The sequence below is a fragment of the Devosia sp. A369 genome (assembly GCF_054489345.1).
The window spans coordinates 496,570-511,136 of sequence record NZ_JBTMWV010000001.1; the positions used below are offsets into that span (position 1 = coordinate 496,570).

Sequence of the window (14,567 nt, forward strand, 5' to 3'; positions counted from 1 at the left end):
GCTCCCCTCACCCGGTCTGGATCGTGTCATCCTTGGGCTGCACCATGCGGAGGGAAAGCCAGATGCAGAGCGCGCCGACGATGGCGGCCAGGGCCGAGAAGAAATAGGCGTGGGCGCCGAACAGGCCGACCGCCCAGCCAAAACCCACCAGCGCCGCCACCGACGCCACCTGTTGCGCCACCGTGAACAGGCTCTGCGTTTCGGCGGCAATGTCCTCGCTGGTCCAGTTGGCAATGAAATGCACGCAGCCGAGATAGCCCAGCGCGAAACTGAGGCCATGGGTGAGCTGCAGCAGTATCAGCACCGCGACCGGCGGCGAAAACGCCATCGCACCCCAGCGCAGCACCGAGGCCAGCGCCGCAATGAGAATCATATGCCTCGCCGAGACGCGCCCGCCAAAGCGCCGCCACGCAAACATCATCGCCGCCTCGGAAGCCGAGCCCAACGCGATCAGCGGACCGATAATGCTTTCGGAAATGCCCTGCTCCTTCCACAGCAGCGAGCCGAAGGCATTCAGAATATGGTGCGTGCCATAGATGAGGGAAAACCCGACCAGCGGCAGGAAGAACCAGGGCTTGACGATGATCTCGGTCAGCTTGCCCGCCACCGGCCGCACCCCGGCAATCGTCGGTTGCCCCGGCGGCGCGCGAAACGCCGGCAATTGCAGCGACACGACGGCGCGCAGCAAAGCCAGGCCGACAAAGAGCGGCACGAAAATATCCGAGCCGTACCACACCACCAGAAACCCGGTCAGCGCGTTGAACAGCATATAGCCCACCGTGCCCCAGGCGCGGATGGTGCCGAAATCGCTGCCATTGCGACGCGTCATTCGCATGGTGGCGGCGTCGAGCACCGGCCCCACGGCGCCGCCCGGCAGGCTGGCCAGGGTCCAGAACAACAGGATGCCCCAGAATTCATTGACGAAAAACAGCCCGATCGGGACGATGCCGGCAATCAGCGCGCCGATGATGATGACCTGCCGCCAGTCCTTGGCCCGGTCAGCGACCCGGCCGACGATCAGGTTGAGCGCCAGAATGGCGAAGACCGGCACGGCATTAATCAGGCCAATCTGCTCGGGCGAGATGCCCTTTTCGCTCAGCCAGATCGGCAGGAACATCACGGCCGCGCCCGGCCCCATGAAATAGGTGAAATAGAACGCCGTGGTGCGCAATTCGGGCGTCATACGGGCAGGCGCCGCAGGCAGCGACATGGCTAATACTCGGAAAATGAGCGCGCTCAGCAGCGCCGGTGACAAATCAGGAGCTGGTCAGACCCCGACCAGCCATATCGATTTCAGCAAGGCAGTCAATGTGCGTCCTTGGGCGGGCGGATGCGCAGCGAAACCAGCACGCAAACCACGCCCAGAACCGCCACCACGGCCGAAGCCAAGAAGGCCGCGCTGCCAAAATGCACCACCAGCCAGCCAAAAGCGGCGAGCGACAGCACCGAGGCGCCCTGCTGCAGCATATTGGCAAAGCCCTGCGCCTCGGCAGCATTGGATTCGTCGGTCCAGTTGGCGATGAAATGCACCACGCCGAAATAGCCGACGCCAAAGCTGATGGCATGCAGCATCTGCACGAAGAACAGCAGCACCACCGGCGGATTGAACGCCATCACCATGAAGCGCAACAGCGAGGCGATGCAGGCGGCCAGGATCATGTTGCGCGCCGTGATGCGACCGCCAAAACGCCGCCACGCGAACATCACGATGGCCTCGGCAAAGGCCGCCACCGCCAGCAGCGGGCCGATGAAATAGTCGGGCACCCCGTTCTGCACCCACAACAACCCGCCAAAGCCGCCGATCAGCGCATGGCTGGAGTTGATCAGCGCAAAAGCCAGCAGCGGCAGCACGAACCACAGTTTCAGCGAGTCGCGCAGCTTTGGCCCGGGACCGGCCTGGCCCAGCGTTTTCTGATGATCCGGCGCGCGAAAGCGCGGCAGCAGCAGGCCAATCACCGCGCGCAGCAGCGACATGGCGACGAACAGCGGCACGAAGGCCTCGGCCCCGAACACCGCCAGCAGCGTGCCGATGCCGCCGGCGCCCACCACATAGCCCACCGTGGCCCAGGCGCGGATGGTACCGAAATCGCTGCCATTGCGCCGCGTCATCCGCACCGTCGCCGCATCGATGATCGGCGGGATCAGGCCGTTGCTCATGGTGCACAGCGCCCAGACCAGAACGATGCCCCAGAATTCATTGACGAAGAACAGCCCGATCGGGACCGCCGCGCCGATCAGCGACAGGATGATGATGACATTGCGCCAGTCCTTGGCGCGATCGGCCAAGCGCCCCACCAGCATATTGACGGCCAGCAGGCACAGCATGGGAACGGCATTGACGATGCCGATCTGGTCGGCCGGCAGCCCGCGCTGGCTCAGCCAGATGCCAAGAAACACCGAACTGACTGCGCCGGGCAGATAGACGGTGAACTGGTATAGCGAAGCGCGCAGCTCGGGGCTGGCCGAACGCGTAAGTGCCGCAGGCATGGGGAATAAACTCCGGGCAAATCAGCGCCCAGAACCCTTCGTGCCCCGCATTGTCCGACATTACAAGAGGGAGCAGGTCACGGCCGGCGGCCAACCGCGAACCTCGCCCCACCCACGGCATCACCCCGGCCTTGAGCCGAGGCCCATCCTGAGATCGTGCCGGTGAATAGATCTCAGGCTAGATCCCGGCTCAAGGCCAGGATGACAGCGCGTTTGGATACTATGACCGACCGCCGAACCTAACGTCGCCCTCAGCCCACAGCCTTGCGCAGGCGGAATTTCTTGGGTTCGCCGACCACCATCTCGGTCCATTTCAGCAGCTCGAACGCACCATCGAAATTCTCGACAATGGCGGTGCAGCTTTCGACCCAGTCGCCGGTATTGATGTAGTGAATGCCCAGCCGGTCATGCATGTCGGCAAAGTGGATATGGCCGCAGATGACGCCATCGACGCCGGTTTCCTTGGCCTCATGCACCAGCGCTTCCTCGAAGCGCCCGATCACCGAGACGGCGTTCTTGACCTTCTGCTTGGCCCAGGCGCTCAGCGACCAATATTGCAGGCCCAACCGGCGCCGCACCCAGTTGATGGCGATATTGATGCGCAGGGCAGCGTTGTAGGCCCAGTCGCCGACATGGGCGAGCCATTTGGCATGCATCACCACCACGTCGAACTGGTCGCCATGGATCACCAGGTAGGTCTTGCCCGAGGCCGAGGTGTGGATGGTGCGGTCGACAAATTCGACCTCGCCGAAATAGGTGCCGAGATATTCGCGCAGAAACTCGTCGTGATTGCCCGGCAGGTAGATGATGCGCGTACCGGCATTGGCCTTGTCGAGCAGGATCTGCACCAGCACATTATACTCGGTCGGCCAGCGCCAGGTTTTGGCCAGCCGCCAACCATCGAGGATGTCGCCGACCAGATAAATGGTCTCGGCGTCATGCGCACGCAGGAATTCGATGAGTTGTCCGACCCGGATTGGCTTCATGCCCAGGTGTACGTCCGAAATGAATATCGCCCGGACCTGTCGGACTTCGCGGTCATCCGCCATCAAGCAAAAACTCCTGCTTCAAGGAGGCGCACTTTATCCGCGCTTGGCCCGGGAGGGAACCGCTGATGACGAGAAGGTGGGGAAAGCCTGGGGACTGGCGTTCCGGGCGCTCAGCGAATCCCTGTCTTCAGCGCCACGATCCGGTCGTAGCTGGCTTTGATGCGCGCAGCGAAAGCCGGATCGGCCTCGGCTTCGGCGACGAGAATATCGAGGATTTCCTGCCCCAGGCTGGCGCGGTATTTCGCCGTGTTGGAGAACAACAGCACATCCATGCCGGCGCGCACCGCCATGGTGACGGTCTGCTCCAGCGTGAAATGATCGCGGATCGCACCCATTTCCAGATCGTCGCTGATAACGACGCCTTCAAAGCCGAGGTCCTTCCGCAGCACGCCGTCGATCCATTGCGGCGACAGCGATGACGGGGTCTTGGCCCCCGCATCGGCATAATCGGCATGATAGAGATGGCCCACCATCACCATATCGACCAGATCATCGGCCAGCAGCAGGCGATAGGGCTCGAGTTCGCTCTCCTGCCAGGTCTGGGTGATGTCGACAAAGCCTTCATGGCTATCGGCAGTCGAAGAACCGTGGCCGGGAAAATGCTTGAGCGCCGTCAGCAGGCCCGCCGCGCGATGCGCCTTGATGAATGCTGCATCGTAGGCCGCCACGGTCGCCGCATCGCTGCCATAGGCGCGGCCAAATTTGGCGATGACCTGATTGTTGGGGTTGAGCTTGATATCGGCCACCGGGCCGAAATTGACGGTAAATCCCAGCTCGGCGATGGCGTCCGCCATGCCGGCATAGATGGCTTCGGCCTCGGCCGGCGTGTTGTTGGCGGCGATGCTGGCGGCAGTGGGGATTTCCTTGAACCCCACATCCTTGGTCAGCCGTTCGACCGCCCCGCCCTCCTGATCAAGGGTGATGAACGGCGGCAACTCAGGCGACGCCTCGCGGAACGCCGCATTCATCGCCGCCACCGCCGGCAGGCTCTTCACATTGGTCTTGAGCATCATGATGCCGCCCAGTCGACCCGCGGCCAGTTCCTCGCGCAGCGCCGCGACCGGCGCGGCATAGACGCTGGTGCCCTGGAAACCCACCACGATCATCTGCCCGGCCATCTGTTCCAGGGTCGCGGCGCTGCTGGTGGCGACAGGTAGCACCAGCAGGGCGAAGGCAGCGGCAAGGCAGCGGAAATACAACATCACTTGGGGGGCCGTCCGGACTCGAATCACTATGTGACGATGACCGGCTAAAGCAGCCAAAACAATGGCAGCCCCGCGACTCCCCCATTTGGGGGATGTGCCACGTTGAACTATGTGGCAATTTAAAGATTGGTGACTAGGGGCGTGGACCGTTTTTCAACCTTTCGGTCCACAACGTCGTTACCTCGGGCGGGGAACTTGGGAGCCCCGCCCTACTCATTTTCCAGCACCAGCAATTTTTGAGCGTTGTCGCGCGAGAGCGCCTAACTGGCTGCGGGCTGCACGGCATGGGCGCGTCTTGAGATATCGCCCCAACCAGGGTGTGGGGGCCAATTCTGAGATCTGCCGGTGCCCCCATCTCACTGCGGCCGCCCACCACCACGCCACAAAAAAAAAGCCGCCCGCCCGGAGCGCGTCCGGGCGGGCGACCTATATCAGTCCGTAAAACCCTAGCGGTTCTGCCGGTTCTCGATCAATTCATTGACCACGCCGGGATCGGCCAGCGTCGAGGTATCGCCGAGCGAGCCGAACTCATTCTCGGCAACCTTGCGCAGGATGCGGCGCATGATTTTGCCGGAGCGGGTCTTGGGCAGGCCCGGCGCCCACTGCAGCAGGTCCGGCGTGGCGATCGGCCCGATCTGCTTGCGCACCCAGGCCTTGAGCTCGGCCTTGAGCGTATCGTCGCCCACTTCGCCTTCCATCAGACTGACATAGCAATAAATGCCCTGCCCCTTGATGTCGTGCGGATAGCCGACCACGGCCGCTTCGCTGACCTTGGGATGGCTGACCAGCGCGCTTTCAACTTCGGCGGTGCCCATGCGGTGGCCGGATACGTTAATCACGTCATCGACGCGACCGGTGATCCACAAATAGCCATCCTCATCACGGCGGCAGCCGTCGCCGCTGAAATAATAGCCCTTATAGGTCTCGAAATAGGTCGAGACGAAGCGATCATGATCGCCCCAGATGGTGCGCGCCTGCCCCGGCCAGCTATCCTTGATCGCCAGCACGCCTTCGGCCACCGTCTCGGTCTGCAGCACGCCCTCGGGCGACAGCACCACCGGCTGGACGCCGAAGAATGGCAGGGTTGCCGAACCCGGCTTGGTCGCGGTCGCGCCGGGCAGCGGGGTGATCATCACGCCGCCGGTCTCGGTCTGCCACCAGGTGTCGACGATGCCGCAGCGGCCGCGCCCGACATTCTTGTGATACCACAGCCAGGCTTCCGGATTGATCGGCTCACCCACCGTGCCCAACAGGCGCAGCGAGCTGAGATCGGCCTTTTCCAGATATTCGGTGCCAGCGCCCATCAGGGCACGGATCGCCGTGGGGGCGGTGTGGAAGATATTGACCTTGTGCTTATCCACCACATCCCAGAACCGGCCCACATTGGGGTAGTTCGGAATGCCTTCGAACATCAGCGTGGTCGCGCCATTGGCCAGCGGGCCATAGACGATATAGGTGTGCCCGGTGACCCAGCCGACGTCGGCCGTGCACCAGAACACCTCGCCCGGGCGATAGTCGAAATTCAGCTCATGGGTGAGCGAAGCCCACACAATATAGCCGCCGGTGGTGTGCAGCACGCCCTTGGGCTTGCCGGTCGAACCGGAGGTGTAGAGCACGAACAGCGGATCTTCCGCATTCATCGGCTCGGGCGCGCAATCGGCAGAGACATTGGTCTCGGCTTCATGCAGCCAGACGTCGCGGCCTGAAGTCATCGGCACATCGGCGCCGGTGCTGTGCACCACGATGACCGATTCAGCCGTCGAGTGGCCTTCCAGGGCCTTGTCGACATTGGTCTTGAGCGGAATCGTCTTGCCACCGCGACGGCCTTCGTCGGCGGTGATGACCACCTTGGACTGGCAGTCATCGATGCGGCCGGCGAGGGCTTCAGGCGAGAAGCCGCCAAACACCACCGAATGCACCGCGCCGATGCGGGCGCAGGCCAGCATGGCGTAGCTCGCTGCCGGAATCATCGGCATGTAGATGGTGACGCGGTCGCCCTTCTTGACGCCCTGGGCCTTGAGCACGTTGGCAAAGCGGCAGACCCGCTCATGCAGCTGCTTATAGGTGATTTTCTCATCGGTGCCGGGCGTGTCGCCCTCCCAGATGATCGCAACCTCATCGCCACGCGTCGCCAGATGCCGGTCGATGCAGTTGGCGGAAATGTTGAGCACCCCGTCCTCGAACCATTTGATCGAGACATCGGGATAGGCAAAACTGGTGTTCTTCACCTTGGTGAAGGGCGTGATCCAGTCGATGCGCTGCGCCTGCTCGGCCCAGAACCCGTTGGGGTCGCTGATCGAACGCGCATACATCGCGTCATACTGGCTCTTGGTAACATGGGTGCGTGCGATCGCAGCCGCACTCGGCTGAAATACGAGCTGCTCGCTCATACTGTCCTCCTTGGTCTCTCCCGGACCCGTTCTACTGGTCAGGTCCGCGCCGGGCAAGGCCTTGGGCTCGCGACTTAATGCGTAGTTCCCCCCTATTTGCCGCTAGGCAGCATTAACTGCACCGGGGATCGACGCTTCGGCCGCTCCGGTCGCTCTGCTATGGTCTAGCTTCACTGGATAAAACCTCGGCAATGAGCGTCACCACCTTCCATTCTGCAACCGCCAGCGTCCCCATTGCCGCGCCGCGCCCGCGCATTCTGCGCCCGGCCAGCTATGGCGATATTCCGCTGGTGCATGCCCGGCTGCACGAAGCCATCCTGACCTCGCCTTTTTACAACGACCAGTTCAAAGCCTATGAAACCGCGCGCCTGACCAGAAGCTATCTGGCAAGCCTGATCGACGCCGATCCGCACCACGTCATGCTGCTGCTCCGCGAGGGGGAGATTGGCGGCTTCATGATTTCGGGGCCAGAACTGGGGACGCTGTGGCTTTACTGGTCCTATATTTTTCCCGAAAACCGGCGCTCGACCCTGGCCGTCACCGCTCTGCGCGCCTTCATCAACCATTGGGACAATGGCCGCTTCCACAAGATCGCCACCTATACCAAGCCCGCCAATACCGCCTCGACCACCATTCTGAGCCGCATGGGCTTCCAGCACCTCATCACCCTGCCCCAGCATATTTTCGGCGAAGATTATCAACTGCTGGAGCGCCCGCTGACCAAGCTGGAGCCGGGCTACGACCACGGCACCAGCGGCGGCCTGCTGAACCGGCTGACGCGGGCGCTGAAGCTGGCCTTCATGCGGTAGCTATTCCGCCGGCACCGCATCGGCGCGGCGGTTGCGGAACCATTGCAGGATGGACACATCCATCTGGGCGGTGCGCAGGGCAATCCACCACAAGCCCACCGACCACACCGAAATGGCGATGATGGCCGCCAGGGCCGCTCCCATCAGGCCTAGCGGCGGTACCAGCAGCCAGTTGCCCAGCACCAGCGCGCCGATGCCCACGCCAACCGTCGGCAGGCTGGCATAGGGCCGGTCGTGGATCGACAGCACCAGCGAGGCCGGCCCCATCACCGAACGGACCACCAGCGCCAGGCACAACACCGCCAGCGGCGCGGCGCCGACCGAAAAGCTCGGCCCGAACAGCATCAGCGCGAAGGGCCCCACCAGCGCCACCAGTCCGAACAACACGATCGAAATGATACTGGCAACGAAATTGGCGTCGCCGACCTTGCGCTTGAACGCCTGCCGGTCGGCCTTGGCCTCGCTCTCGAACATATCGGGCATGGTCACCGCATAGACCGCCGCCACGCCAAATGAGATCAGCGAAAAAATGCGGGTGCAGACGCCAAAGATCGCCAGTTCTTCGCGGCTGAGCGTATGGCTGAGCAACAGCAGATCGATATCGAAGAAGAAATCGGTGGCCAGCGAGATCAGCACCCAGGGCAGCGCGAAACGCCACCACCGCCGCTGCTCCAGCGGCTGGACGGGCATAGTGTCGGATATGCGGTCGAATGAGGTGACGACGAAGCCGAAATGCACCAAGGCGATGACGACGTAGCCGATGGCGATCAGCCACAGCATCGCCGAAAAGCCCTCCACCGGCGTCGCAAAGCCCAGGGTGACGAGAAACGCCCCCATCACGATCATCGGCCGGAACATGGTATCGGCGAAAAACCCGGCGAAGGGCCGCTTGAGCCCGACCAGCAGCGCGCCGTTGACATAGACCAGCGCCGTACCGAAGGCGAGCAGCACCACCGGCACGAAATGATCGGCCAGCACGCTGCTCCCCTGCCCGATCCAGCCCAGCACCGGCCGCCCCAGCAGCAGCAACAGCGCCAACGCCCCCACCACATGCCCATAAGAGTGGCTCAGAAACACAATGAACTGGCGGCGCTGCCCCCGCGCCCGGTACTCGGCGGCGAAATAGGTGCCCACCGTATGAAAGCCCAGCGGCATCGCCACCGCGATCAGATTGACCGCCGCGATAACGATCAGATATTCGCCGAGCAGTTCCGGCCCCCATAGCCGCGCAATCAGCGCCTGCACCAGGAAGATCAGCCCCGCCCCGGCCAGTCGCGCGCCGAAGATGATGCCGGACTGCGATGCCAAGCGGCGGTGCAGGCTCATTCGCCCGCCTCGTCACTGCTGGCTTTGGTCTGGGTCGGTCTGGTCTTGGGGTTGCGCCAGCCATCAATCGCCCGTTGCAGCGCATGCACGGCGTCGCGGGCGGCAAAGGCACCGGCGCCCATCAGATAGGCCAGCTTCCGGCTGGCATAATTGGCCACCGGCGGCACCGGCTGGATCACCCCCGCCGTCCCTACCATGCCCTTCTTGAACTGGTGCAGCCCCTGAAAGCCATCGGTGCCGCCGAGATCGTACCAACCGGCCGTGGTGTTGTCGCGCAGCCAGCGGATGATGTGCCAATGCATGAAATAGCCGGCCCGCAGCGGCAGCGCCTTGTCATTGGTGGCGCCATAGAGGTAGACGGCCCGGTCGCCCGCCTTGAAAATCAGCGCCCCGGCCACCAGCTCGCCCTCGTGCCGCACGAAAAACAGCTCGGGCCGCAAAGCGGGCACCGCGATATTCATCAGATCCGACAGCGTTTCATAAGCCGAATGATCGGAGAACTGCTTGCGATCGGTCATCGCCGTATAAAGCGTGGTGAACGCCTCGATCTGTTCGGGACCGGCATGCTCGAAGCTGAGCCCGGATTTTTCCGATTTATTGAGTTGCCGCCGCCAGGTCTGCTGCAGGCTCTTGCGCTGCTCGTCGTCGCTAAGGCGCAGATTGACGATATAGCGACTGGGAAAGCCCAGCACCGAGCCGCGCTTGAAGCCGCGCGCCACCAGCCGCTCATATTCCCCATTGACCGGTGTGATTGAAGCCCTGGGCAGCACCGACAGCATCTGCCCGCGCCGCTCGGCATATTCGGCCACCATGGCCTCGACCATGCCGGCATGGATGGCCGCGGCTTCGGGATGGGCCGCATCGGCCAGCATCGGCGCCCATTTGGCAACGGCGATATGGCCTAGCCCCAGCGGCAGCCGCTGCACCATCACCAGCGCGCCGCCAACCACCGCTCCATCGAGCAGAAACAGCATCGGCTCCTGCTTGGCCGAGGGCCAGCGCGTCACCGCGAAGGCATGCAGCTGTTCCTGGCAGACCTCGTCGAAACCGGCGATAATCCGGTCCCACTCGCCGCCATCCACCAGGCGCGTTTCCAGCCGGGCAAACCGGCCGACGGCACCGAGCGTCGCGCTGGCATCGTCGGCATGGGTCAGTCTATCGGCAATCAGGGACATCGAACCAGTTCCCGCTCAGATCAATTGAGCGGGACGCTAGTCCCATGAAGTGAGCAAATCCCTATTGCTGCTCGGCAAATGCCGCAAAGTTCAAGCCGTGGTTACCAAAGGCTATTGCGCGACAACCGCAGCTTCACTCACCACCGCATGCGGCGTGTAGATGAACGGGATTTCCGGGATCGCAACGAAAGCGCCAAGGCCTTCGAGGGTCATGCGGATCGCCACAAACAGGATGATCACCAGGCCGACCCAGGCAATCCAGCGATGCTTGTGCAACAGGCCGGCGATAAAGGTCGCCGCCACGCCCATCATCACCACCGACAGCGCCAGACCGAAAATCAGCGCTTCGATGTGATGTGCAGCCGCACCGGCCACAGCCAGCACGTTGTCGAGCGACATCGAGACGTCGGCAATGATGATCTGGATGACCGCCTGGCGCAGCGTCTTGCGCGGCTTGCCGGCGACAGTACCATCGGCATTGAGATCAGCGTCCTGCAGCGCTTCCTGCGCGTCGTGCTCTTCCTCCTGCGAGGTGCTCAGCTCGCGGAACATCTTCCAGCACACATAGAGCAGCAGCAGGCCACCGGCGATCAGCAGGCCGCCACCAAGCGCCAGCAATTCCGTGGTGATCAGCGCGAAGAAAATACGCAGCAGCGTCGCTGCCAGAATACCGATCAGAATCGCCTTGCGCCGCACATCGGTCGCCAGGCCGGCAGCCGCCAGCCCGATTACCACCGCATTGTCGCCGGCGAGGACGAGGTCAATCAGGATAACCTGAACTAGCGAGCTTAGAAAACTCGGGTCGATGCCGAACATGGGTGGAGCGTCCTTGTGAAAGGCTGGGGGAGTTTTGCCCTATAGACCTCCACCCGCAGGCTGAAAAGTCCGCTTCGTGCGAAATAAACGAAAGTCTGAGGATTTGTGATGGTTTGAGCACGATTTGACAGCTTGGTGACAGACTGGACCACCAAACGCGCAATGCTGCGCTTCCATTGCCATCTGGTCACGGACCGGAGCCGCAATACCCGGAAAAGCAAAAGGCCCCGCGTTGCGGGGCCTTATTGGAGCTTTGGTGGGCGAGCACGGATTCGAACCGTGGACCCGACGATTAAGAGTCGTCTGCTCTACCAGCTGAGCTACTCGCCCCTACTGGAGCTTCCAAAGTAGGCGCTGTCTAGCAAAGGCTTTTCGCGCTGGCAAGCGCTCCCTTTCACTTTCCTCATCGCAATGCTTTGCTAGAATGTCGCAGGCGCGTCGAGCGCCAGCAAAACCAGGGGTTACGACCATTCCAGATTTTTTGAGCATCCCCCTCGCCTGGCTTGCCAGCAACGCCATCAGCCTGCTGGTCGCCCTCGCCGTGCTTGTTGCCGGCTGGTATCTGGCCCGCCTTGCGGCTCGCGCGATCCGGCAATTGCTGCCGCGCGCGTCCGGCGTCGACAACAATTTCGCCCCGCTGCTGTCGCAGGTGGCGCGCTACGGCATCATTATTTTCGCATTGATGACTGCGCTGAACCTGCTCGGCGTTTCCAATGCCTCGATTCTCACCGTGCTTGGCGCCGCCGGACTGGCCATCGCCCTGGCGCTGCAAGGCACGCTGGCCAATATCGCGGCGGGAATCATGCTGATCTGGCTGCGCCCCATCGCCATCGGCGAATTCATTCAGGGCGACGGCGTGGCCGGGGTCGTGGTGGAAATCGGCCTGTTCGGCACGCGGCTGCGCTCCTCGAGCGGGCTCTACATCTTCACGCCCAACCAGAAGCTATGGTCCTCGGCCATCACCAATCACAGCCGCGAGCCGCACCGGCGCATCGACGTCAATATCAGCGTGCCCGACAGCATCGACATCGCCAAATCGCGCAACATCCTGCTGCGCATCGCCAATGCCGATAAGCGGGTGCAGGCCAAGCCCGAGCCCAATGTGCATGTGGAAAGCTTTTCCGGCGCCGCAGTGAACCTGCAATTGCGCGCCTGGGTCGCCACCCCCAATTATCTGGCAACGCTCTATGCGCTGACCGAAGAAGCCAAGATCGCGCTGAACCGCGAACTGGTTGGCAGCAAGGCCGATAAGGCCGGCATCACCGTAACCCCTAACCCCGCCAATCCGGGCCCCGAAACCCAGGCGGGAAACTAGCCGATACGAAGACGCTGGCGGGCTTGGCCGGCCAGCGTCTTGGTTAGCTTATTCGTAGTTGGCGCGACGCTCGCGGAAGGCCGACAGGCTGAACACATTATCGGCCATCGAGATCGGCTCCTGCTGCACTTCGTCCATCAGGGTGATGGTCCGTTCGATGATGTAACGAAACTGGCGCGAGCGGCTATCCGCGCCCTGCAGAATCGTCACGGCACGTTGCAAATGGTCACGGGCAAGGACGTAAGTCGGGGGCATGGGAGGCTCCTAGGGAATCGTTTTGGGAGGTTGTGACGCGAGCCACAAGGTGCCCGGACATGCCTTCTTCAAACTTGCTGGGGCCGGTTGCATTTAGTTCAAATGCGACCGATCTGGCGGTTTTGCCGGAGACCCCCCGAAATCCAGCCTCCTCGCCGCGTCGATGATTTTATTGACCTGTGCAAAAACCATGTACGTGAAATTTCGCGTCGCCGCGCGACCCCACCCCAGCCACCGCGACACCCCTCCGGGCTAATTTTCCGGCCCCGGCGATTCGTTTCCAGCCGCTTTGCCGATGCGCTTTTCGGCCCGGGGTGGCTAGGATCGGCCTGTCCAACAGTGAGTCGCTTTGCCGTGTCCGCTCCCCAGCTCTCCCCCATCGCCGCCGCCCTGTCCGAAACCGTGCCCTTTGTCGGCCCCGAGACCATTGTCCGCCGCAGCGGCGTGCCGTTGCGGGCGCGAATCGGCGCCAATGAAAGCCCGTTCGGCCCGGCGCCATCGGTGCTCGCGGCCATGACGGCGGCAGCAGCGGAGAGCTGGCATTATGGCGACCCGGAAAATCACGATCTGCGCGCCGCCATTGCCGAGCATCTGGGCATCGACTTTGCCAATGTGATGCCGGGCGAAGGGGTGGACGCGATCCTCGGCATGGCCGTGCGGCTGTTTGCAGCCCCCGGCAGCACGGTGGTCACCTCGCTGGGCGGCTACCCCACCTTCAACTACCACATCCTCGGCTACGGGGCGCAGATGCACACCGTGTCCTATATCGGCGACCGCGAAGACATCGACGCCCTGGCCCGCGCCGCCCGCGACACCAATGCGTCGATGGTTTACCTCGCCAACCCGGACAATCCGATGGGCAGCTGGTGGGATGCCGCCTCCGTGGAACGCTTCATCGCCGCCGTTCCCGACACCACCATGATCATTCTCGACGAGGCCTATGGCGAATTCGCCCCGCCGGGCACGCTGCCGCCGCTCGACATGACGCGGCGCAATCTGCTGCGCATGCGCACCTTCTCCAAGGCCTATGGCCTGGCCGGTGCCCGCGTCGGCTATGTCATCGGCGAAGCCCGCAACATTTCGGCCTTCAACCGCATCCGCAATCATTTCGGCATTTCCAACGTCGCCCAGGCCGCCGGCATCGCCGCCTTGGCCGATACGGCGCACCTGGCGCAGTCACTGGCGGCCGTTCGGGCCTCGCTGGGGGACACGGCCGCCATCGTACTGCGCCACGGCCTCACCCCGCTTCCCACCGCCACCAATTTCCTGGCTGTCGATTGCAACCGCGACGCCGCCCATGCCCAGGCGATTCTCGACGGCCTGGCCCAACACGGAATCTTCGTCCGCAAACCGGCGGTAGCCGGCCTCAACCGCTGCATCCGCATCAGCGCCGGCACGGCGGCCGATCGGGCGCTGCTGGATGAAGCGCTGGGAACAGTGCTGGCGGAACTGCGGTAAGCGACACCCGATCGCGCAGGTCTGCGGCACCTGCACCAGCCCCTCCCCACCCACGGTGTCACCCCGGCCTTGAGCCGGGGCCCATCCCCCGATCAGGCCAGCACACCCATCTCAGGATGGGTCCCGGCTCAAGGCCGGGATGACACTGCGTTTAGATATTGGAATGGTGTATTGGCCCGCGTCGGGCGAGGTGGGTTGGAGCTCATTTGCATAGCGGTGCTCATCACCAATCGCAGTGGCAGTCCCCTGCCCGCCCCCATGCGTCCCCTCGCCCCTCCGGGG

12 protein-coding genes and 1 tRNA gene are annotated in these 14,567 nt (G+C 63.1%); 3 read left to right on the top strand and 10 right to left on the bottom strand.

The features are described 5' to 3' along the window. Positions 1-7 precede the first annotated feature (7 nt). From ACX3OZ_RS02500 to acs, 5 genes are all read right to left on the bottom strand, one after another. On the bottom strand, positions 8-1,210 hold the full coding sequence (locus ACX3OZ_RS02500; protein ID WP_459095008.1) for an MFS transporter: 1,203 nt from the start codon (positions 1,208-1,210) through the stop codon (positions 8-10). Between the two features lie 95 nt (positions 1,211-1,305). Continuing rightward, entirely contained in the window at positions 1,306-2,487 is a 1,182-nt protein-coding gene (locus ACX3OZ_RS02505) for an MFS transporter (protein WP_459095007.1), read from the bottom strand. A 251-nt stretch (positions 2,488-2,738) separates the two neighbouring features. After that, positions 2,739-3,536 carry a UDP-2,3-diacylglucosamine diphosphatase gene (locus ACX3OZ_RS02510; RefSeq protein WP_459103835.1) on the bottom strand — a complete coding sequence of 266 codons (798 nt, stop codon included), beginning with the start codon at positions 3,534-3,536 and terminating at the stop codon, positions 2,739-2,741. Between the two features lie 110 nt (positions 3,537-3,646). Next, positions 3,647-4,738, bottom strand: a complete 1,092-nt coding sequence (locus ACX3OZ_RS02515; protein WP_459103836.1) for a glycoside hydrolase family 3 N-terminal domain-containing protein — start codon at positions 4,736-4,738, stop codon at positions 3,647-3,649. 449 nt (positions 4,739-5,187) lie between these two features. Then, positions 5,188-7,131, bottom strand: coding sequence for an acetate--CoA ligase (gene acs, locus ACX3OZ_RS02520; RefSeq protein ID WP_459103752.1), 1,944 nt, complete (start codon positions 7,129-7,131; stop codon positions 5,188-5,190). Positions 7,132-7,322: 191 nt separating this feature from the next. On the opposite strand from acs, the gene ACX3OZ_RS02525 reads away from it, so the two are divergent. After that, entirely contained in the window at positions 7,323-7,940 is a 618-nt protein-coding gene (locus ACX3OZ_RS02525) for a GNAT family N-acetyltransferase (protein WP_459103753.1), read from the top strand. Here the strand turns inward: ACX3OZ_RS02525 and ACX3OZ_RS02530 are convergent, their stop codons facing one another. The 4 genes from ACX3OZ_RS02530 to ACX3OZ_RS02545 form a co-directional block, all read right to left on the bottom strand. Beyond that, positions 7,941-9,266, bottom strand: coding sequence for a lipopolysaccharide biosynthesis protein (locus ACX3OZ_RS02530; RefSeq protein WP_459103754.1), 1,326 nt, complete (start codon positions 9,264-9,266; stop codon positions 7,941-7,943). After that, positions 9,263-10,441: a lipid II:glycine glycyltransferase FemX gene (locus tag ACX3OZ_RS02535; RefSeq protein WP_459103755.1), complete on the bottom strand. Its 1,179-nt coding sequence runs from the start codon at positions 10,439-10,441 to the stop codon at positions 9,263-9,265. Before ACX3OZ_RS02535 ends, ACX3OZ_RS02530 begins: the two co-directional genes overlap by 4 nt. A gap of 111 nt (positions 10,442-10,552) precedes the next feature. Continuing rightward, positions 10,553-11,257, bottom strand: a complete 705-nt coding sequence (locus ACX3OZ_RS02540) for a YjbE family putative metal transport protein (RefSeq protein WP_459095001.1) — start codon at positions 11,255-11,257, stop codon at positions 10,553-10,555. 254 nt (positions 11,258-11,511) lie between these two features. Next, a tRNA-Lys gene (locus ACX3OZ_RS02545) sits at positions 11,512-11,587 on the bottom strand. Between the two features lie 151 nt (positions 11,588-11,738). On the opposite strand from ACX3OZ_RS02545, the gene ACX3OZ_RS02550 reads away from it, so the two are divergent. After that, complete coding sequence (locus ACX3OZ_RS02550; RefSeq protein WP_459103756.1) at positions 11,739-12,572, top strand: mechanosensitive ion channel family protein; 834 nt, start codon at positions 11,739-11,741, stop codon at positions 12,570-12,572. A 48-nt stretch (positions 12,573-12,620) separates the two neighbouring features. Here the strand turns inward: ACX3OZ_RS02550 and ACX3OZ_RS02555 are convergent, their stop codons facing one another. After that, the gene (locus ACX3OZ_RS02555; RefSeq protein WP_459094999.1) at positions 12,621-12,827 is read right to left on the bottom strand and encodes a hypothetical protein; all 207 of its coding nucleotides are present in this window, start codon (positions 12,825-12,827) and stop codon (positions 12,621-12,623) included. 354 nt (positions 12,828-13,181) lie between these two features. Between ACX3OZ_RS02555 and ACX3OZ_RS02560 the strand changes: the two genes are divergently transcribed. Further along, on the top strand, positions 13,182-14,285 hold the full coding sequence (locus ACX3OZ_RS02560) for a pyridoxal phosphate-dependent aminotransferase (RefSeq protein WP_459094998.1): 1,104 nt from the start codon (positions 13,182-13,184) through the stop codon (positions 14,283-14,285). Positions 14,286-14,567 lie beyond the last annotated feature (282 nt).

Coding starts and splice junctions, on each gene's coding strand:
- ACX3OZ_RS02505 (WP_459095007.1), bottom strand. CDS start 2,487: ATGCCTGCGGCACTTACGCGTTCGGCCAGCCCCGAGCTGCGCGCTTCG.
- ACX3OZ_RS02530 (WP_459103754.1), bottom strand. CDS start 9,266: ATGAGCCTGCACCGCCGCTTGGCATCGCAGTCCGGCATCATCTTCGGC.
- acs (WP_459103752.1), bottom strand. CDS start 7,131: ATGAGCGAGCAGCTCGTATTTCAGCCGAGTGCGGCTGCGATCGCACGC.
- ACX3OZ_RS02540 (WP_459095001.1), bottom strand. CDS start 11,257: ATGTTCGGCATCGACCCGAGTTTTCTAAGCTCGCTAGTTCAGGTTATC.
- ACX3OZ_RS02555 (WP_459094999.1), bottom strand. CDS start 12,827: ATGCCCCCGACTTACGTCCTTGCCCGTGACCATTTGCAACGTGCCGTG.
- ACX3OZ_RS02510 (WP_459103835.1), bottom strand. CDS start 3,536: ATGGCGGATGACCGCGAAGTCCGACAGGTCCGGGCGATATTCATTTCG.
- ACX3OZ_RS02535 (WP_459103755.1), bottom strand. CDS start 10,441: ATGTCCCTGATTGCCGATAGACTGACCCATGCCGACGATGCCAGCGCG.
- ACX3OZ_RS02515 (WP_459103836.1), bottom strand. CDS start 4,738: ATGTTGTATTTCCGCTGCCTTGCCGCTGCCTTCGCCCTGCTGGTGCTA.
- ACX3OZ_RS02500 (WP_459095008.1), bottom strand. CDS start 1,210: ATGTCGCTGCCTGCGGCGCCTGCCCGTATGACGCCCGAATTGCGCACC.
- ACX3OZ_RS02525 (WP_459103753.1), top strand. CDS start 7,323: ATGAGCGTCACCACCTTCCATTCTGCAACCGCCAGCGTCCCCATTGCC.